We start from the raw sequence: 21,040 nt of genomic DNA on the forward strand, positions 1-21,040 counted from the left end.
TTGTGGCGACCACCTATTCGGCGTCGCTTGACACGATCCTTTCGCTGCCTGCAGCCATGCTGGTCGATAGCTCGGGCGGACCCAAGCGGCTGACCGGAATTTTTACGGCTGCCGATCTTGCCGCGCTGAAGCGTATCTGCGGCCGCACAGCCATTTTTTGCCAGGGCGCTGCGATTCACCCAGCCGAACTCACTCCACCCGCGATCATTGAAGCTGAGGAGATGGTCCACGAGGTCTCGGCGCCGAACGGTGGCAGTTTTCATCCCAAAGTCTGGGTTATGCGCTTCAAGCATGCGGAGTCCGGCCGATCGCTGCTGCGTACGGCAATCATGAGCCGCAACCTGACTGGCGACGCCTCCTGGGATGCTGGCATCGTTCTGGATAGCACCGTTGCGGCTGCCGCGCCCACAACCAATGATCTTGGCGCGCTTCTGCGTCTTCTGCCCGGCCGATGCCGTCGTCCCCTCGACGCCAAGCGGCGCGCCCTGCTGCTGGAACTTGCCAAGGAGGTCGAGACAGCGAAATGGAAGATGCCTTCCGGAATGGGGGCGCCTGCGTTCCATCTCGTCGGCAGCCAACCCGGACGCGCCTGGGACCAACCCGAGAGCGAACGGCTCGCTGTCATTTCGCCCTTTCTCACCCCTGGTGCGATCAGGAAGCTCACGCAATCGGCAAGAACCCGCCCGTTTCTCGTGTCGCGCCCCTTGGCCCTCGAGCGTTGCTGGCCCGCCATTAGCGGCAAGTTCGATCGGCCGATGGTACTGGTGCCTCCAGGTGACGTTACCGACGCGCCGCGCGCCAATGGGGTCCATGCCAAGATCCTGTTGTGGGAAAATCGCTCGAAGGTTCGCATGGCGCTAGGGTCGATGAATGCCACCTCCGCCGCCATCTCCGGCCGGAACGTCGAGTTCATGGTGAGTTTCGACTGCACCAGGGCGATTGGCGCGGCCGGTATCGATACGCTGTTGGAGCGAAGCAGCCTCGGCAGCGTGCTGGAAGACTTTGAACCGGAGCCGGGAGGCGAGCCGCTTTCTGAACCCTTCGACGACCGTCCCGCCCGATACTATCTGCTGGCGGCTCAGCTCCATCTGGCCTGCAGTCTTGGAGAGCTCGGCTGGCAGTTAAGCCTTATCCCGCAAGCGCCGCACCCCGATATCGCAACGCTACTGCCTAACCTCCGCTTTCGCCCCGCAACGCTGGCTAGCGCCCGCGCGGGCGACTGCGCGGGCGCCCTAACCGTTGGGGAGGCAGCCCGGCTCCCCGGTACGCTCGAACTTGCCGAGGTCACCGGCTTCACTGTCTTCGAAGCCGATGGGCCCGACGGGCCCATCGCGTTCGTTCTCAATCTCGAAGTGCGCGGGGTCGAATGGGGGGCGCGGCGCCACGCGGCGCTGAAGGCTCTGCTTTCCAACAATCGGATGTTTTCGGATTTCCTCAGGACCCTCTTGGGCGACTTCCAGGCACTTGACGCAGTTACCGATACAGGCGGGGCCGAAGGTCAGTCCATAGGCTGGAGACCGGGTCAATCGGGCCTTCTCGAAATGCTCATTCGTTGCGCAGCCGATGACCCAGCCCGCTTCGCGTCGATCAAGGAAACGCTCCAGGCCTTTGGGCCGGATGAACTCGAAGACGTGGCTCCGCCAGGCTTCCTGAAGATCTGGTCGGCCATCATCGAGACGGCGGGTGCCCAGCCATGAATCCGTCAACCGGCAGAAGCGAGCCGACGCGCTTCCAGGCGAGGACCATCGCCTATGTCATCAAGCGGTTCTGGGACGACGCCGAGCCGGCCCGCCGTTTCCTGGTCGCCGATGAGGTCGGCCTGGGGAAGACCATGGTTGCCCGGGAAGTTCTTGCCGAAGCGCTGCGCCGAAGACCCGGCGAGAGCATTGACATCGTGTACCTGTGCTCAAGCCAGCCCGTCGCAAGCCAGAACCTCAAGCGGCTGAAGGTTCATGGTCATGGCGGCAACACCAGGGCAACGCGCCTGACATTGCTTGCTGCCGAGCCGCCTGGGCTGAACGGCATTCGCTACATCGCGCTCACGCCCGACACATCGTTCAAGGTGACTGGCCGGTCTGGCACCATTCGCGAGCGCGCGCTTATCTATCGATGCCTGCGCACCATGTTCAGAAGCACCGGCTTCCAGACGATCATGCAGCAGGTTTCGGATAGAAGCTGGCAGGGCGAACTTGAGAGGCTGAAAGCATCAACGCTCGACCAGACCGTCGTCAGGGCGTTTCGAACCGCCTTGCAGGAAGATGAAGCGCTCCAGTCGCAGGTACGGGATCTTGCCGGCGAGGCGGTGACGATCGGATCGGGGGCGAAAGCAAGGCAGCTGTTCAAAAAGAAGCGCGATGCACTAGTCGGTCGATTGCGCAAAGAACTTGCCCTGCAGAGCGCCGTGGCCATTGCCAGCAACGGGCTGGTCATCGTCGATGAATTCCAGCGCTTCGCTTCCCTCTTTGACCTTGCGAATGTCGAGCAAGACTTCGGCGTGCGGCTGGCCGAGCGCCTGCTGACGCAGGACATTCCTGAAAGGCGGGTCCTCCTGCTCTCCGCAACCCCGTACCGCATGCCAGGCGGGGTGCTCGACCCGGACGAAAAGCCTTATGCCGACCTGGTGGCGCTGGTGCGTTTCCTTGCGGGCATAGCGATCGCGACGGCTCTGTCTGAGGCTCTTGACCGTTATGCGCGCGCCTTGCGGGCCCAACCGCCACAACCCGGCGCGATCATCGCGGCGCGCGACGATGCGCGGTCCATCTTAAGCAAGATCATGTGCCGCACGGAGCGTACCAGGGCGGTAGCCAACGCCATGGTCTCCGAGGAGGCGCGAAGCGTTGCCCCCACAGCCAGCGATCTCGGCGGCGCCATGGCCGCGCGTCGTATCGCAAGGCGGCTCCAAGTGCACGATCCCGTCGAATACTGGAAATCCGCTCCGTTCTTCCTCGATTTCATGCGCGACTATCAGTTCCGGGACGCCGCGATCAATGTTGCGGCGGAGACCGATCGCCGGTTCGTCGCGAAACAGGCGAGAAGAGGTCAGCTGCTGCTTGATCGCCAAGCACTGAAACGCCTCGACGTGATTGCGCGTCCTTCGCCGCGGCTGCGCGATCTCATTGAGGATGCCATGCCGCTGGGTGTCGAGCGACTGCTGTGGATCCCGCCGTCGCTGCCCTATCTCAAACCAGGCGGGCAGTTCTCCCGGACAGCACCGGACCTGAAACGACTCATCTTCACCGAATGGCGCCTTGCGCCCGATGCCATAGCGGCTCTGACGTCCTATGAGATCGAGCATCGGCTTGCGGCAGGGCTGCGCACCTCGCGCTCAACGCGCAAACGCCGCGCAGAATCCGGGCTCGGCCAGCAGCACAAGCGTTTCGGGGCCCTGGGCAACATGCTTCGTCTTGGTCGCGCCAATGAGTCCCTGGGTGACCCCACCTTGGCGATGGTTCCTCTGGCGCTTCTGTTGTCCGGGCCGCGCATGGCACAATGGGGCGATCCGCTGGTTCATGCGGTCGCCGCAGGAGCCCCTGTCGATGCGCAGGACGTTCTCAACCGCACCGGTGACAAGATCAGGACGGCGCTCAGATCTCTTCCTTCGGGCGGTCACACCGGGCGCGTCGATGATCGCTGGTATTGGGCAGCTCCGCTCCTTCTTGAAGGAGACGCGGCGAACCGGGACTGGTCGCGCATGGACGATCCCTTCCTCGCCGCCAAGGAGGTGATTCCGGGTGACCTAGACCGTGTTAAGGAGGCGATCTCCGCGATCCTCGCACAGCCCGGCAGTCTCGGAAGACGGCCTCGAGATCTCGTCCGGGTCCTCGCCAAGCTGGCGGTGGCCGGCCCGGGCAATTGCGCTTACCGTGCGCTCTCCCGCACGGCCTTCGGACCTGTTCTGGTTCCGCAGCTCAGACGCAGCGCCTTCTATATCGCCCGCGGGTTCCAAAGCCTGTTCAACCAGAGCGAGGCGGCTGCGGCCATTCAACTGGAGCATCCCGGCCGGAAGCGCGTGTTTTGGGAGCAAGCCCTGGATTACTGCGTCAATGGCAATCTCCAGTCCTTGCTGGACGAGCATTTGCATTTCGAAGTCGATGGCCTCGCCCTGTTCGACGGCTCGGACACGAAGAAACTGGAGATGGCCGCGATAGCGGTCCACTCGGCGCTCACGCTGCGTCGTGCCTCTATCGAAGTGAGCGGTCTCGAGCGACGACGTAACAAGATGGCAACGCCCGACGTCGTTTCCCTGCGTTGCCGGCACGGCGCGCGATTTGCGGAGGTGAAGGAGGCCGACGGAGCGGTCAGCCGCCTTGATGCGGTCCGCGCTGCATTCAACTCCCCGTTCCGGCCGTTCATCCTCGCGTCGACGGCAGTCGGGCAGGAGGGACTGGACTTCCATCCCTGGTGCCATGCAGTGGTTCACTGGAACCTGCCGAGATCGCCGGTTGAGCTTGAGCAGCGCGAGGGGCGCGTGCATCGGTACAAGGGCCATGCGGTCCGTCTGAATGTCGCACGAGCGATCAATCTTTCTGGCTTCGCCGGCGCACTATCTGCGGCGAGTCCGGATCCCTGGCGCACGCTGTTCGACATAGCTGCGACGCTCGACCCGGAAAACGAGCTGTCGCCCTGCTGGTTGTTCGAAGCGGGGCCTAACCCGACCAGGATCAGACGGATCATTCCGTTTCTGGATTTCAGCCGCGAAGAGGAGGGTTGGCCTCGCCTTCGCGCGAGGCTGGCGACGTACCGTCTTGCCATGGGTTTGCCGCGCGCGGATGATCTGCTCGACGATCTTGAACGGAACGGCGTCACCGCTGACCAGGCTGCAGCCTGGAGGATTGATCTGCGGCCTCCCCGTTTGACTTGATCCAGGATGGCAGAGTGGCTCATCTTCCCATACGGGCCGCGCAGCGAGGCGTAGACGCCGTCCAGGCGAAAGAGCGCTGAACCCTGAAGTGGTACTGGACCTCGTTCCATCGTCTGCATCGTGAGGGAGCCGTGGGAATCCGGTACCGGTCGGCACAAAGCGCGATATCAGTCGAATTGCCGGGCCGTCATCAATCTGCGTAGACTTTGTATATGCTGAGAATCGGCTCCGAATTGCAGTTGAGCGCCTCCGACCTGGTCGGCCACTTGAACTGCGGCCACCTGACTGCGTTTGACCTCCAGGTAGCGGACGGCTCGCTTGCGAAGCCCAAGATCTTGGACCCGCTGCTCGACATCCTGCGGCAGCGCGGCGCCGCGCACGAGGCGGCCTTTGTCGATCACCTGCGCGCTTCCGGCCTCGCAGTCGCAGTCATCGAGGGCAAGGGCATCGATGACCCCTCAGTGGCCGCCACGATCGAGGCGATGCGCGCCGGCACGCCGATCATCGTGCAGGCTGCCCTGCGCGCGCCGCCCTTCACGGGCCGGGCCGACATCCTCCGGCGCCTCGAGACGCCAAGCAATCTCGGCGGCTGGTCCTATGAAGTCGTCGACACCAAGCTCGCCCGCGAAACCAAGGGCGGGACGGTGCTGCAGCTCTGCCTCTATTCCGACCTCGTCGGGCAGGTGCAGGGCCTCGTTCCAGAATATGCCTACGTTGTCGCGCCCCTTACCGGCTTCGAGCCGGAGGCCTTTCGGGTCAGCGACTATGCCGCCTACTACCGCAATGTCCGGGAACGTTTCGCGGCTTTCCTGAACGGCAACGGCGGCACCTATCCGGAGCCGGTCGCTCATTGCGATATCTGCGGCTGGCGGGGCCAATGCGACAACCAGCGCCACCAGGACGATCACCTCTCCCTTGTGGCCGGGATCACGGCCGTGCAGCGCGGCGAGCTCGCCGGCCACGACGTGGCCACCATGACTGCGCTGGCCGAGCTCCCCCTTCGGCTGCCGTGGAAGCCGGAGCGCGGCGCCGCTTCGTCCTACAATCGCATCCGGGAGCAGGCCCGGATCCAGGTCACGGGGCGCGGGGCCGGGCAGGTGCTCCATGAAGTGCTGCCGATAGAACCGGGCTTTGGTCTGTGCCGCCTGCCGGAGCCGGATGACGGCGACATCTTCTTCGATCTCGAAGGCGACCCCTTCGTCGGCGAAGGTGGCCTCGAATATCTCTTCGGCTATGCCTTCAAGGACGCGGGGGGCGCGCTCACCTACGTCGCCGACTGGTGTCTCACGCCGGCCGATGAGAAGGCCGCCTTTGAACGCTTCGTCGATTTCGTGATCGAGCGGCGAGCGCACCATCCCGGCATGCACATTTATCATTACGCGGCCTATGAGGCGGGCGCGCTTAAACGCCTGATGGGGCGCTACGCTACGCGCGAGGAAGAGATCGACACGCTGCTGCGCGGGCAAGTCCTGGTCGATCTCTACGCGGTGGTCCGCCATGCCATCCGCGCCAGCGTCGAGAGCTATTCCATCAAGAAGCTGGAGCCGCTCTACAAATTCGTACGCGCGGTATTGCTGCCCGATGCCAATTATGCCTTGAGCAAGGTCCAGGCCCGCCTGGAGCTCGGCGATGCGGGCGGCATCAATGCGGAAGATCGGGCCGTCGTTACCGGCTACAACCAAGATGACTGTGTCTCGACGGAGCGGCTTCGGGACTGGCTGGAGCGCCTGCGGACTGGCGCGGTCGCCTCAGGCGAGGAGATTCCCCGGCCGGCTCCGCCTGGAGAGGATGCTCCCCCGGATATTACAGCCTGGCAGGCGCGGATCGACGCAGTCGTGGCCAAATTGACCGATGGCATTCCGGTGGACGCCGCGGAGCGCAGCGCCGAGCAGCAGGCGCTCTACGTGCTGGCGAACGTGCTCGACTGGCATCGCCGGGAAGAGAAGGCGACCTGGTGGGAATATTTCCGGCTGGCAGCGCTGTCCGCGGACGAGCTGGGGGACGAGCGGGCAGGCATCGCCGGCCTCGAATTCGTGGATACCGTGGGCGGAACCGCCAAGGCTCCTATCCACCGCTATCGATTTCCCTCCCAGGATGCGGAGTTTCGCGGCGGGGAGGATTTGCGCAGCGTCGGCGGCGAGCGATTCGGCAAGGTCGAGGGCGTCGACCTGGAACATCGCTTCATCGACATCAAGAAGCGGGGCGACACTGCCGGTTTTCACGCCGAAGCGATCTTCGCCCATACCTACATCGACACGGCTGTCCTGGCCGAGTCCCTGGTGCAGATCGGTGAGTACGTGGCCGATCATGGCATCGCCGGTCCCGGTGCCTACCAGGCGGCGCGCGATCTGCTGCTGCGGCGGCCGCCCGATGCCGGCGGCGCGGCGCTGCGCCAGCCAGGCGAGAGCCCGGTCGATGCGGCCTGCCGCCTCGTCCCGGCCTTGCAGGGCGTGCTCGCCATCCAGGGACCGCCTGGCGCGGGCAAGACCCATACCGGCGCCTACGCGATCCTTGCGCTGGTCAGGGCCGGCCTTCGCGTCGGGGTGACCGCCAACAGCCACAAGGTCATTCGCAACCTGCTCGCGAAGGCCGCCGAGGAAGCAGCGAAGGAAAACTTCGACCTGCAGTGCCTGCACAAGGTCACGGATGCGGAAGACAATGTCCCGCACCTCACCTTCACCACGAAGAACCCCGAGGCCCTCGGCGCCTTTGCAAGCGGCTACCACGTCCTTGGCGGCACGGGGTTCCTGTGGGCCCGGCCCGATGCGGCCGGCCTCGTCGACGTGCTGTTCGTGGACGAGGCCGCGCAGATGTCGCTAGCCAATGTGCTTGCCATATCGCCGGCCGCAGCCAGCCTTGTCTTGCTTGGCGATCCACAGCAGCTTGAGCAGCCGATGCAGGGCTCGCACCCCGAGGGTACGGAGGTCTCGGCCCTCGACCACCTTCTCGGCGGACGGCAGACCATCGCCGAGGACGAGGGCCTGTTCCTCGACCAGACCTGGCGCCTCCACCCCGACATCTGCCGTTTCACCTCCGAACTGTTCTACGAAAGCCGCCTCCTTCCCCGTCCCGGTCTCGAGAACCAGGCCATCCTGATGGGCGGCCCGCTTGGCGGGAGCGGCCTGCGCTATGTCGCGGTGCAGCACAGCGGCAACCAGAATTCCAGCCCGGAGGAGGCCGACCGCATCCGCAATATTGTGACCGGGATCCTTGCTTCAGGTGCAGGTTGGCGCGACCGCGAGGGCAACGAGGCGTCGCTTACCTGGGCCGACATCCTGGTTATCGCGCCCTACAACGCGCAGGTCTTCGAAATCCAGGCGCGCCTCCCCGGCGCGCGGGTAGGGACGGTTGATAAATTCCAGGGGCAGGAGGCGCCCATCGTGATCTATTCCATCACGACGTCCAGTCATGCCGACGCCCCGCGCGGAATGGAGTTCCTCTACAGCACAAACCGCCTCAACGTGGCCACCTCGCGCGCCAAGGCACTGTGCATTCTCGTGGCCACTCCGGACGTGTTCGAACCGGAATGCCGGACGCCGCGCCAGATGCAGCTCGCCAATGGCTTCTGCCGCTACCTGGAAATGGCCGATGTGGTCGATCCATAGCCGTTTCGCAGGTGGCCGTTGAAATGTGGCGACGAGGAAGAGTGTCCGGGCACTCGACGCCGCATATCAAGGCCGCCAAGATGGCGATCATGGCCGAGACGTTTGCGCACCCTGCCAACGTCGAGACGGATAGAATGGGGCTAACGCGCTAGGCTGTCGTGGCTCCCATGCCCCAGCTCCGCACAGGCCAGGAGTCCTCTCTTTCCTCCTCCACGGTGAAATAGAAGTCCTTGAACCGCCGGGCTTCGATGCGTGGCAGCATGTCCGAAAACTGCGCCCTGGTGACTTGGAGGGAGAGGCTCAGCGACGGCAGGCGATCGGCCGGGAAGAGCGTGCCCGCGTCGGGGAACTCCGTCTTCAAGGGCGTGGGCGCCATAATCATGACGATGCCCGGCCACCGGAACGCCGCGTCCGGCATGATGAGGGTGGCGGGAAGAATGACATAGGTGAACTCGACCGACTGACGGGGTGGGCCTGGCTGGACCACCTGGCCGAAGTTGACGCTGGCCGGGGCTACGATCTCGCCGCGCCACTCGCCCGCCACGATCGGCGGCAACCTGAGACGGTCGCCCTTCTTGCGGACGGTCATTCGGCAGGCGTGGCGCCAGGAAGCGAGGCAATATCGATACCCGCTGCCTCCAGCCTGCGCCTGGCTGCCGCGACGACCTCCGCACTAAACTGCGGCGCGTGCCGCAGGACGATGGCTTCGCCGGTCAGCTCCGGCATGTTCCGCTCCAGCAGCATGTCAAAGCCGTCGGTGCTTTTGGCGCTCGTGGCCCAGTCTTGAAGGGTCTGGACCACGCCCGCCCTTGCGACTTTCTGCCTTGTTCGCGCGAGCCGGGTCGTCTTTCCCCGCTCTTCGGACAGGACATGTTCGAAGGCATGTATCGTCTGCCAGAAATCATGCTCCACGGTCCCCGGCTTCTCCTTGGGCAGGACCGAAACCAGCTTGCGGAAAGCCGCGTCGGCGACGCCCGGCTCACCCTTGTCCCTGGCGTTCCTGATCCACGATCTCAGCTTTTCGGGATCATTGCAGTTTTCGATCAGTCCCAGGATCTTCGCGATGTCGCTCATGCGGTCCTCCCTTTAGCCCCTGGCCAGAAGGCCTTTCTTGCCCACCACAGTCACTGCGAGGGATCCGAGGTAGCTTCCAATTTGCGGCCCAGCAAAATCAAGTGGCCTAGCTTAAAATGTGCCCGTTGGCATATGGCTTTGATCGACCATGCGTTCGGTCATATATGCTTACCGGAAAGCATGGGAATGCGGTATGCTCAAAGCAAGCTTGGCACTTAAAGCTTTCATCGACGAAACGATCCAAAAAGGGCGGGAGAAACGATATATCCCGACAGTCTTCATAGGGATGCGTCAACAGCTAGGCACTATCCCTGCTATATCGAGGCTCGCCCGAAGCGGCGACATCCAGAGCGGCTTCAAGCGCCTTCACAAGCTCAACCTGCTTGATTGGACGATTGAGGCAGCCGTCGAGAAGTTCCCTGACGAGTTTACTGGCGATGATCTCGAATGCGCCGCGTTCCGACTGCGTGAGGCGCGAAAGGAAGATCATTGAATGCCAATCGGGCGCCCTGGAGGCCAGGAGCGCCCGCCTGAAGCGTCTCCCGAGCCCTTCCTTGTGTGTTCACCTCCGGGGTGCCGTCACACACCAGCCCCTAATCGGCAACAGCGACGGTCCTGACGGGCAACGAAACGAGTCTGCTCTTTGGCCAAGCCGCGCACAACCCGAGCACTACCAACCTAGCTGCCGGGGTTTTCCAAGGCCTTAGATGACAAGCGCAGCTGTTGCCGGTACGCAAGCGCGACCGTGTGGCAGCGACCGTTTCAGCCCATATACCCGTCGGTCGGCTATTCCCCTCCTGTGGGTTTTGAATGGTCGCTTGAGGTTTCCCGAGCCGGCCGTTGGTTCCAAGGCACTTAAGGTTTCGAGTGTCCGTCCCACGGCCAACAGAGCTGCGGTCGGCGGATTTGAGCAGATACACGATCACTCCATGATACGCTTAGGTGGCCCTTGTACCGCCTTCAGCCGTCGTCCCTTCGGTCCCCCAGATGCCGCGACTTCGCGTCCGCGTAAGCTGGTTTCCCTGTCGGCTCTGTTCATGGCGCGCCACCTATCGAAGTTATCCTTCGCCCTATCGCTAAGGAGCGAAGCGAAAAAGCCTTTGTCTCCTGCGTAGAGGCAGTGCCGCATGACAGTAAAGGGATTGAGCGTCCCACCATCTGGTCGTTCCTCGAAGTCGGCTTTGTAGCGGCGGACCTCGCCGATGGTCTCGCGCAAATAGAAGTTGAACTCGCCGCGACTGATATCGGGCTTCAGCTTGATGACCTGTTGCGTGAAGCCGTCGACTTTGTGCGCTTCGAAATCGACCCCTGGAAAGAAGTGCTTCGCGATGCGCAGCAGGCTGAAGGCGTTCAACGGGGCATAGTTGTGTGGTGGCGCTGCCGCGGCGGTTTCGATTTCGATTCGCGGACTCGCTGATTCCTCCTCAATTTCCGCATAAGGCGTATCGGCGCGTTCGATCTCCTTGGCCGTTTCGTCGCGAATGGCGCGAAACTCGCGATCCGCGAGTTCGAACAGGGCTGCGAGCGTGTTGATACGCCGCTTTAGTCCATTCGGAATCGACTTCTTGTACTTGATCTTGTGGTCCAGAACGCTCCAAGAGTCCTGCACCACGGTCCGGATCTGTAGCTCGAACGGATACTGCGCGTATCCGGCATATTCCTTAAGGGTTCTTCGCCCCTCGCTAAGGCGCAAGTCGAGATGCAGGCCCTTGTAGCCGAAGGCGTCGGCCGTCTCCTCCATCTGGGCTGTCTTGTCGGTAACGCCGAGTACCTCAAACTCTTCCTCAACAAGCGCCTTCACGCGCTCGACGTCGTCCTCGTAGAAGCAGATCACGCGCAGGCCGATAAGGTCTGAGACGTGGTTGCGGATGGCATAGGGCGTTTCAGAACTCTCGAGCGCGGTTAGATATTTCAAGCGGAACTTGCTCAGGCATTCGTCACGGTCCTTGATCCGGCGTTCGACCTTGGCGCCGGCGATTACCGCGTCGGTGGCGAGCAGGGATCGTATCAAGGTATGAAAGGCGCTGGCGGCCGCCTCCATCGCGTCCCACGACGAGTCATAGAACTCATGAAAAGCCGCCTTCTCAATCTCGTAGTCCAGCGACGCCATCGGATCCCCCAAACTTCCCAGAACGGCCATAAGGGTCGCGATGGCCACCGCGGCCACAGACTAAATCAACGCGCGATCTTCGCCAACACTAGGCTCGATCCGTTCCATGCCGTTGCAACACCCCCCACGCTCCCTAGATCTTAGCAGACCGTGTGAGGTGCGGTCCGCGGGAGGGGCTTCAAGTGACGGATTTGGACGAAATCGCCGGCGTGGTGCCGGATACTGGCGCCGCGCGCCCAGCGCGGGCCGCCTCCGCGCGGGTGCCACCCCATAGCGCGCTTCCGCCGATCGACGAACCCGAATATGTGCCACCGGATTTCAGCGCGAATCGTCAAATCCGGATCGGCTCGAGCTTCATCGAGCAATTCGTAGCCGGCCACGACGCCGGCGACGTCTTGCGCGAACTGGTACAGAACGAGTTCGACGGCGGCGGTCGTGCATTGACGCTCACCTTTGGCAGCCGTTCGCTCGAGGTCGTCGGAACCGGCAGGACCATAGATACCAAGGGTTGGGAGCGGCTCTCAGTCATCGTCGGCACAGGCAATGTCATGGGCGGCGGGCACGGCGAGGTCGTGGCTCCCAAGGAGAATGGGATTGGCTCGAAGAATTTCGGACTGCGTTCACTCTTCCGCTTCGGCGAAGCCATCCATGTGCGATCCAGCGGCAAGGTCGCATTGCTGGATGTCCAGACGCAGGAAACCGCGCAGGCGGCGGACCCGGCCTGGCGTGGCGAGAAGGGTGTGCGAATCCATGTGCCCTATCGGCGGACTTCGACCGACAGGCTCGAGGCTTTCACAGTCGAGCGTGAGGAGCATTCTCTCGGCTTGATGGCGGCGGGTATGTCCGACACGCTGGTCAAGTTGGCGCTTACGGGCCAGAAGCGGGGCCTACGCGAGGTCCAAGTCCACTCGATCCGCACTGGACGGACGCTGCTCTGGAAACAAGATGCAACCACTGGCCGCTGCCGCGCACCTGGCACGACGATGGTCGCTCGCAAAGGCCGGCTCGTCGATGGCATCGATAAGGCCACGGCGTTTCAAGAGGAAGAATTCTCGCGGTCGGTCGCGATCCCACCTGAACACGCCGGCCGCTCGTTCCCGGCGTATTACCGACTTCCAAAAGGCCGCCTAAAGATCGCCGTGTCGGTTCCGATCGCCAGGCGGCGGGTCGATCTTGGTGCGGATGGCCATTTCTACTATCCGTTGAAGGCGCCCTCCTCGCGAACCGGCTGCGCCATCAGCGTAAGCGCCCCTTTCGAACTCAATACCGACCGCAGCAGTATCATAGACCATGTATGGAACGACTGGCTCATCGACCAGGCGGTCGAGCCGACCATCGACTTGCTCAAGACCGATTGGTTTGCCCGCTATGGCGCGGACGCGTTCAAGGCACTCGCGGCGGATGGGCTCGCGAGTCCAAACCGCTTCGCTACCAAGATTGCCGAGCGGCTTGCGAAGGACGCCTGCTGGCCGACCCAGGGGAAGGGCGATGACCGGTTCGCGTCGGCCGCGACGATCGTCCTGCCTACCGATGAGCAGTTTGGCGGGTTTCTCGCCGCCAATCGTTATCTTGATCCGGCGCTCGCCGCCGACCAAGGGCTGTGCGATCTCGTCGAGACCCACGGCGCGAAGCGATTCACCATCGCGTCCCTCGTCCGGCTCAGATGCGCCGGCAAGGAGGGTAAAGGCCTCGCCGCCCCTCTCGGCAAGGATGCCCAGTTCTACTACAGTGACTATCCGGCAAGGATCTCCAGCATCGACGTGCAGAAGCGTCAGGCGGCCGCGCTTTCCGCCTTTCCCCGTCGACTGACCAAACCGCTCAAGACCGACCTCGCCAGCACACCGTCGACACTCAGCTATACCGGCTCGCCGCGGCCGGCTACCGAGCTGATGATTGTCGATCCCGAGCTTTGGGACAACTGCCCCGAGCCCATGGCTAACCGTCTTCATCCGGAGCTCGCGCCGTTTAGGGCGATTTCGGGACATTGCAAGCTTTTCGACGAGGAGCGCTGGCTGATTGATGCGGCGCGACGTGCGGCGACCGCCGCTCCCGACGATCGCGAGCGCGAAACTCTCTATCGCAAACTGCTGACCCGCGAGACACCCATCAGTCGGGCGGCGCTGAGTGCGCTGCGCGCCAACCCGGTGGTCAAGAACCAGCGAGGCGAGTGGGTCTCGCCCAACGCAATGGCCAACCTGAAGCCGTCGCTCGCTCGTCTGCTCGATCCGGCGATCGACGCGCCATCTAAGGAGTTGCTGAACGCGCCCGCGCTGATTGCGCGGCTCCGCCTCCGGGAGACGCTCAACGGCGCGGACCTCCTGCGCTATGCTAGAGGGCTCTCCGATAGGCCGGGTATGGCGGACAGATTTGAGAAGCTGCTCAGCGAAAACCTTAGTCTGTTGACCGGCACGACGATTGAAGCGTTGCGCGCGATCCCCTGCCTAAAGGCGCGATCGGGCGCACTCGTCGCGCCAGCGACGTTGCACCTCGACACCGCGACCAACCGCCTCTGCGTCGGCAACGACAGCCTCATCGTTGCTGGCGCGAACGAGCTTCTCTATCGCAAGCTTAAGCTCAAGCAGGCGCCGGATTCGAAGGCGGTGCTTGATATGATCAAACTTTCCCGGGAGCAAGGCAGCGCTCCGGTCCGCCCGGACCTCCTTTACCCCGCGCTTGTTGACGCCATCAGCCGCGAGCGGCGTGCCAGGGCCGAGATCGCCGATCTGCCGATCTGCTGGGTGCGCAATGGATACGAAGCGCCTTCGGACATCCTCGTTAGCGCTCGCATCCCAGCCCCGCTCGCAGAGGCGATTCCGGTCTACCGTCATAGCGACGAGACAGGCCGTGCCTACCAGGACCTCGGGGCGCCATCGATCCCGAACGAAAGCCATTGGCAACGCTTCTTCCGGCATGTCGGAACGATCTGGGCGCAAGAGGTGCCGCTCAATCAAAACCGCCGGCGCATTCTGCTCGAGGCCTATCGGCTGCGCGGGCCCTCGGCGTTGCCGGCCGGGCTCGAGGATGTCCGCTGCCTTATCGACGATCGTTCGCGCCTGTTTACGCTGGCCGAACTGCGCGCCGGCCAGCTTGTCGAACCAGATTTCCCGGCACTTCAGCAAGCGTTGCGCGTCGCCGACAGTAAGATCGGCGTCATCGAAACGACCGACCGTTCGCGCATCTTCTATACCATGCTGGGCATCCGTCCGCTGTCCGCGATCGCGGGCGCCAGCGAGCCGGTGGTCGGGCCTTCTGGCCGCCCACCCTTCTGGTTCAAGCCCAAGCAGGGCGATCGCATCTTGGCCATGCTCCACCGGCCGCTGTTCGCGAGGGCGCTGAGCGAGGTCGCCTATCGCAATCGGCACGGGCATCAGGGCTTTGTCCCATCGGACCTGATGACTATCCAAGCACGGCTCTCCGGCGTCCGTTCGATCGCCTTCTACCAGACGCTCGATCGCCGCTACGGCGTTGGGACTGCCAGTGTACTGGTCCCCGTCCAGCTTGCCCTCAGTGGTGACCAGCTGGCGCTCATCCCGCCCAAGAACAAGTCGGCCGTCCAGCTTATGCTCGCGGAAGCGCTCGCGGAAATCGCAGGAGCGACAAGCGTCGCGACCATGCGTGGAATCGCCAACGCATTCCTGCCCCTGCTGCTTTGTGGGACACATGAGGAACTCACCGACTATCTCGATATGATGGGTATCCAGCACCGCCGGTCGGACGAGAATGATGATGGCCTCGACCTCGGTTTCGACGAGGATGACGATGTCGCGGACGATGCCGAGGAGCTGGCAGTGCGGCAAGTCTTCGACAATCTTGCTGCTAACGTCCCGAGCAACACCGAGCCGGTCGCGCCCGTCGATCCGCAACCCACTCCGGCGGCCAATCCTCCGTCACCGACACCGCCTCAGCCGGTTGCGACTTTCGAACTGCCGGATCTCGACGAGGTCTCGCTGACGGTCGCCGATACACGGGGCGCGCAGATCGAGCCGCGCGAGCCGTCAAACCGCGGTGGCGGCGGGTCGTCGGGCGGTTGGCTGCCGCCCACGCCCGAGGAGATCGCACGGGCCGGGCGTGTCGGCGAGCGCGGCGAGGCACTTGTCTACCGCATGGAAATCGAAAAGGTCCGTGCCATGGGCTTTGACGAGCCCGAGCGCTACGTTGTGTGGACTTCGCGCAGCCAGCCCGGCGCCGATCATGACATTCGTTCGATCGACGCCGAAGGCCGCCCGCGCTGGCTCGAGGTTAAGTCGACGACTGGCAGCGACGGGCGCTTCGAGTGGCCCCGGCAGGAGTTCGAGAAGGCGCTCCGCGAGCGTGAGCGCTATGAGCTCTGGAGAGTCTACCGGGTCGCCGACCGCGCGCCCACCGCCAAATGCTTCCCGAACCCGGCCAAGATGCTTGGGACGCGTCAGATCGCGCTCGAACTCGCTGGGCTTCGCGCAAACATCGAGGATATGGGCTGAACCGCTCAACCAAAGCGAGTGACCCTCAGACTGTCAATTTGGGCTTACTGCGCCTTCGGAGGCCAAAAGCGGCCAATCCGGTTTCGGGCCAAAGGCTGCCGGTCCGCAATGCGTCTGTCTCGGTCACCAACGCTGGTTGAGGGCTATCGCTTCAGGATACGAAACCTTTATGTTGCCAAGGCTCGAAGTTCGCTTCCAAGAAGCGCATTCGATTGAGATAGCGAACTTTCGGTCCCTAGGTCTGAGCCGTGTTTCTGCGTTTCCTAGGCCACAGCAATCACTTCGCAAGGTTGAAGAGTTAGGAAAACGCTGGACAACAGAAGCTTCTCTGCGAAGGCGATGGCTAAATACTGTTGACGTAGCGGTGGAGATCGGCTGTTTGTTCCTGGGGGATGAGTTTTGAATTTCAGGGTTTCCGCACGAACCATTCTGCATCTCGGTTCGGAGCTCATTAGCTCCGATGGGGTGGCATTCTACGAATTGATCAAGAATTCGTTAGACGCTGGTGCCAACGAAATAAAGATTGACGTCCTTTACCGCCTTGATTTTGCGACTTATTCGAAGGTGCTCCGCGAGCTTGGCGAAGATCGGGAAGTCCCCGAGACCGTCCGGCGCAGAGAGCGAGAAGGGTCTCGGCGCCGTCGCTGGCAGCAGCTCAGAGAGGTCGCCCTTGGAGCACTTGTGCGAAGTGCACCTGAGGTCGAGGAGCTTGAGGCCAAGCTACGAGCGGCGGACAGTCGCCATGAGTTCGTTGATGCCCTTCGCGACGCTAACCGTATCGACGTGGAAGACGACGGAATTGGCATGTCGATGTCAATTCTCGAAGGCGTCTATCTGACCATAGGAACGTCATACCGGGCCGATCAAAAACGCCAGCGAGAGGATGTAGACGATCAGCAAATCATCCTTGGCGAGAAGGGTCTTGGCCGCCTGTCAGCTATGCGGCTAGGCGACCGATTGCTGGTGATTACAGGTCGGGAAGGTGCGGTCCACTGGAACCAGCTGGAGATCGACTGGAACGACTTTGCGGACGCAGCCAATGCCGATCTCGAAAGCGTCAGTGTGGTGCCCGAGGTTGGCAATGCCAAACAACCCAATGAGGAGGGCACGCTGATCCGCATTTCGGCTCTGCGCGCAGAATGGTCGATTGAAAAGCTCGAGAAGCTGGCCGTGGAACACTTTTCGAAGCTTTCTGATCCGTTTAGCCCTCGTAGCCAGCCGCCTTTGATGCTTCGTTTCAATGACAGTCAGATTCAGATCCCAAGGTTTGCAGAGTTCCTGCTCGAGCACGCCCACGGGCATTTCACGGCTAATCTGGACACTTCGGAAGAAGATGAGCCTACCGTCGACGGGCAGATGGAATACCGGCTGCGGGGTCGCAGACGACGCCTTCGACTCTCAACTCTTGAACTCAACACTCTTACCGGTGTGGATCCCACCGTCATCGAGCGTATCGGCCCGTTTGAGCTACAGCTTTATTGGTTCAATCGACGCATTCTCTCGAAGATCGACGGTATTGGCAGCCTGGCAGTGGTGCGACGCATCCTGGCCGAATGGGCAGGGGGCGTGGCTGTTTATCGCGACGGATATCGGGTCAATCCCTATGGCGGTCAGAATGATGACTGGCTCGACCTCGATCGCGACGCGTTTTCTACAAGTGGCTTCAAGCTGAACCGAGGCCAAGTAATTGGGCGGGTCAACATCTCCCAGCGGTCTAACCCCCTTTTGATTGATCAGACAAATCGCGAGGGACTAAAGGACAATCCTGAAAAGGTGGCTTTTGTAAAAGTGGTAGCTAGTGTTGTGGAACTCTACCGCCGATACCTCAATGAAATCGACCTAGAGTTTGACAGAGCCCGACGGATCACGGCGTCCGAAGCGCTGGATAGATTCCAGGCCGAAGATGAACGACTGGGCGTTCTTATGCCATTGCTCAACGACGCCCTCGATAAGACTTCTGAAGGACGAAGGCTGAAGTCCAGACTTAAAGAGACTCTGGTGCAGCTTCGCACTGCGGCAGAGCAGGTTCAACTGGCGGCAGGAGCTCAGGATAATGAGCGCAACCGTGTACTTCATCTCGCCAGTGTCGGTCTTATGATCGAAAGCCTAGCCCACGAATTGTATCGTGCCACCGCTGCCGGCCTGGACACCATCTCCCAAGCTCGCAGGTCGCGGGACGCCGGGAATACCCTAGTGTCCCTCCGCGTCCTGGATGCCCAACTTCGCACCCTGCAGAAACGGCTCAAAGTGCTTGATCCGCTCAGCACTAATGCGAGACAGACCCGCGAGGAATTCGAACTCGTGGGATGGGTCGAAGATATTGTGCTCGGGTTCGCAAGCCGAAACGAGAGCACCCGTATCGAGGTCGATGTAACGGTCCTACCCCCAGGGGGCCGTCTGCAGGTTCATGCGGTCAAAGGTATGTTCGTTCAGGTTCTTGAGAACTTGATGAGCAATTCGGTCTACTGGATCGTAGCCCAACGCAAAGAGCAGGAACGCGTAGGCTTGATAGGAGATTCCGAAGAGGCGATCGGCCACATCTCGGTCGAAGTGGACGTTCGACGCCGGCGGATCGTTCTGACAGATGACGGTCCCGGAATCCCAGAGGAGCGGCGCGAGACAGTCTTCCAACCGTTCTTCACGACCAAGAAACAAAAACAGGGCAAGGGACTGGGCCTCTATATAGCGCGCGAGATTGCCGAGTATCACGGCGGTACGCTGACTTTGGGCGAAGTCGACGAGGACGGTCAGATTCATTCCGTGATTTTCGAGATTGGCGGTAACGATGCCTAAAACGATCAAGGACACTGATAATAAGCCTAAACCGGTCGTTTCGACCCTTGCACCGGAACCGGACACTGTGGCCGTGGCTCAGGCCACGGTGGCACCCGCGGCAACAGCCAACACACCTTCGCCAGCAGCGCCCGCAACAGCCGCGCACCAAATGCAGCCGGTCGTCGAACCGCAACCTCCCTCGCCGTGGAGCACACTTCGCGTGGCCCTTATTGACGATGCAATGGTTGCGCCGATGATCGGAAGGGTGCCGGAAGGCGAGAGGAAGGCCATTGAGGACCTGTTGACTGGCGACGCCGACGTAACCTTAGACCTATCAAAGTTGGGCGTGACCAAGGACCGCGACGTCAATGCTCGACTCCTGGCGATTGCTACCCACGAGAGCACAACACTCTCGCTTGCACGGCTCAACGATGCCTCAAGCGCCGCCTTTTCCATGACAGACCAGCATCGATCATTCTTGCAGCTAAAGCGCTTGCTGGAGAGCGAGGTCGCTGAAGTCAGGATCTGCGATCCGACCACCGCCATGCCCGACCTCTCGGCATACGACTTGATCCTGCTGGACTATTTTCTGGAACCCGGTGTCGATACTGGCGACTTAGCTACTGAACTCGCTAAGACGATCCAAACTCAAAAGAACCGGAAACCCGATCAGCAGATCGTCCTCATGTCGTCCCTGGATAAGCAAGTTCGCGAGTTGCGGCTTCGGTTTCGTGAGGACGCTGGCATCGCCGGTGCCGCTTTCGCTTTCATTGGTAAACCTGATCTTGACGAGCGATGGAAGGTCAAGGCGCACCTAGGGATGCTCGACCGGGCACGTCCTTATGCGCCGGCCTTCGTCGACTATCGTTCGGGACTCGAGACCGCTCTAACCCGCGCGCAGAGGGGACTTCTTGCTCTAGTCGACGATCTTGATATTGGCGATTACGCCTTTCTCCAGCATCGAGCACTCATGAAGGACGGGCATCCGCTCGGAGACTATCTTTTTTGGCTCCTTTCGTCGCAGCTCACCGCACTGGCGTTCGAACAGGATGACATGCGCCAGAAGCAATTCCAACTCGACAAGCTCGAATTTGTGGGCGGGCCGTTTGCAGCGACCGAGCCGTCTACGGTTGTCGCCGAATTCCTGAACAGCGCACTTGTTTCGCAGCGCGTGGGTCCGCTTGCACCTCACCCTCGCGCCAAACCTGATACCGACTACGCCAAGGTGCCTCTGGTGCAACTAGGAGATGTTTTCCTGGACGCCGGTCGAACAAAGGCCGTCGTTGTTATGAGCGCGGACTGCGATCTAGCGTTCTCACCAACAAAAGAGCGCGAGCCGGATCCTGAAACTCCCGTCATGCTCGTTCCCGGCCAGCCAATCTTGCGCAAGGACGCAAAGGAAGACCACGGCCAGATCACAAGCGGCCTACTACACGAGAACGAAGTCTACAGCATTGTCTGGGACGTCTCCAAGTACCGCTCCGTTGAGCTTGGGCAGCTAGAGAAGTGGCTGAAAGACAAGGGCTTCGACGTCGGCAATCGGGACCGATTGCGTCCTCTTTTCGGACTCAAACTTCAGCAAGAATTTGGCGCGCACATATTGAGAGTAGGCCCACCACTTATGCCGCCTACGACTTACAAAGCGAGCGGAACCATGTTCCTCTGCTTCGAAGAAAAATGCGAGAAGCTCGATGGGTTCGATGTTGAAGAGCTTATGATCACACGAATGGGGCAATCGCCCATGCTTCATATAAGGCCGCCCGTTGCCGGCATGCTCAAGAAAGCCTGTGAAGTGCTCCTGGCCGAACTTGAGGTCCATTCCCAGGGAAAGAACAATAAGGATCGCGCAAATGCGGAAAAAAAGATTCAGTCACTTCAGGCCCAAATCGCGAATGATGCCGCTTGGATAGCTCTGTTGGACGGAGTTGAACTTAACGTTACCGGTAAGGTTAAGTTGCAAGCTCCGGTCGGATTTGTTCTTGGCACGGAATGGACCGAGAAGCGACCGAGTGTTGTCCTCCAAATTATTGAAGCAACATCGGCGAAAAAGACTTCGCACGATGTGCGCGACACGGACTCTTCAAAGACCGAATCGAAAGCTGTGGCGGTTACCGAGGCTTAGTTGAGGGCGCCCTCGACATCTTTCGACCGCACA

The 21,040-nt window shown here is 61.7% G+C and carries 10 protein-coding genes; 7 read left to right on the forward strand and 3 right to left on the reverse strand.

Features of this window, described 5'->3' with window-relative positions:
- Positions 1-2: 2 nt before the first annotated feature.
- The 3 genes from AC0L28_RS28805 to AC0L28_RS28815 all read left to right on the forward strand — a co-directional run bounded on the left by AC0L28_RS28805 (position 3) and on the right by AC0L28_RS28815 (position 8,466).
- Positions 3-1,697 carry a phospholipase D family protein gene (locus tag AC0L28_RS28805; protein WP_473481572.1) on the forward strand — a complete coding sequence of 565 codons (1,695 nt, stop codon included), beginning with the start codon at positions 3-5 and terminating at the stop codon, positions 1,695-1,697.
- A 134-nt stretch (positions 1,698-1,831) separates the two neighbouring features.
- Entirely contained in the window at positions 1,832-4,861 is a 3,030-nt protein-coding gene (locus tag AC0L28_RS28810) for a helicase C-terminal domain-containing protein (protein WP_473481573.1), read from the forward strand.
- Positions 4,862-5,073: 212 nt separating this feature from the next.
- Entirely contained in the window at positions 5,074-8,466 is a 3,393-nt protein-coding gene (locus AC0L28_RS28815) for a TM0106 family RecB-like putative nuclease (protein WP_473481574.1), read from the forward strand.
- A 148-nt stretch (positions 8,467-8,614) separates the two neighbouring features.
- On the opposite strand, the gene AC0L28_RS28820 is transcribed toward AC0L28_RS28815, so the two are convergent.
- Entirely contained in the window at positions 8,615-9,055 is a 441-nt protein-coding gene (locus AC0L28_RS28820; RefSeq protein ID WP_473481575.1) for a hypothetical protein, read from the reverse strand.
- The gene (locus AC0L28_RS28825; protein ID WP_473481576.1) at positions 9,052-9,540 is read right to left on the reverse strand and encodes a hypothetical protein; all 489 of its coding nucleotides are present in this window, start codon (positions 9,538-9,540) and stop codon (positions 9,052-9,054) included. Before AC0L28_RS28825 ends, AC0L28_RS28820 begins: the two co-directional genes overlap by 4 nt.
- 193 nt (positions 9,541-9,733) lie before the next feature.
- Here AC0L28_RS28825 and AC0L28_RS28830 point away from each other — a divergent pair, with 193 nt between their 5' ends.
- Entirely contained in the window at positions 9,734-10,033 is a 300-nt protein-coding gene (locus AC0L28_RS28830; RefSeq protein WP_473481577.1) for a hypothetical protein, read from the forward strand.
- 429 nt (positions 10,034-10,462) lie between these two features.
- Here the strand turns inward: AC0L28_RS28830 and AC0L28_RS28835 are convergent, their stop codons facing one another.
- Positions 10,463-11,650 (reverse strand): GTP pyrophosphokinase, encoded by a 1,188-nt coding sequence (locus AC0L28_RS28835; RefSeq protein WP_473481578.1) that lies wholly within the window; start codon positions 11,648-11,650, stop codon positions 10,463-10,465.
- 182 nt (positions 11,651-11,832) lie between these two features.
- Here AC0L28_RS28835 and AC0L28_RS28840 point away from each other — a divergent pair, with 182 nt between their 5' ends.
- From AC0L28_RS28840 to AC0L28_RS28850, 3 genes are all read left to right on the forward strand, one after another.
- Positions 11,833-16,110 (forward strand): protein NO VEIN domain-containing protein, encoded by a 4,278-nt coding sequence (locus tag AC0L28_RS28840; protein ID WP_473481579.1) that lies wholly within the window; start codon positions 11,833-11,835, stop codon positions 16,108-16,110.
- 399 nt (positions 16,111-16,509) lie between these two features.
- The gene (locus tag AC0L28_RS28845) at positions 16,510-18,903 is read left to right on the forward strand and encodes a sensor histidine kinase (RefSeq protein WP_473481580.1); all 2,394 of its coding nucleotides are present in this window, start codon (positions 16,510-16,512) and stop codon (positions 18,901-18,903) included.
- The gene (locus tag AC0L28_RS28850; protein WP_473481581.1) at positions 18,896-21,007 is read left to right on the forward strand and encodes a hypothetical protein; all 2,112 of its coding nucleotides are present in this window, start codon (positions 18,896-18,898) and stop codon (positions 21,005-21,007) included. The genes AC0L28_RS28845 and AC0L28_RS28850 overlap by 8 nt, the downstream gene beginning before the upstream one ends.
- Positions 21,008-21,040 lie beyond the last annotated feature (33 nt).

It is taken from the genome of Mesorhizobium sp. WSM4847 (assembly GCF_055811335.1).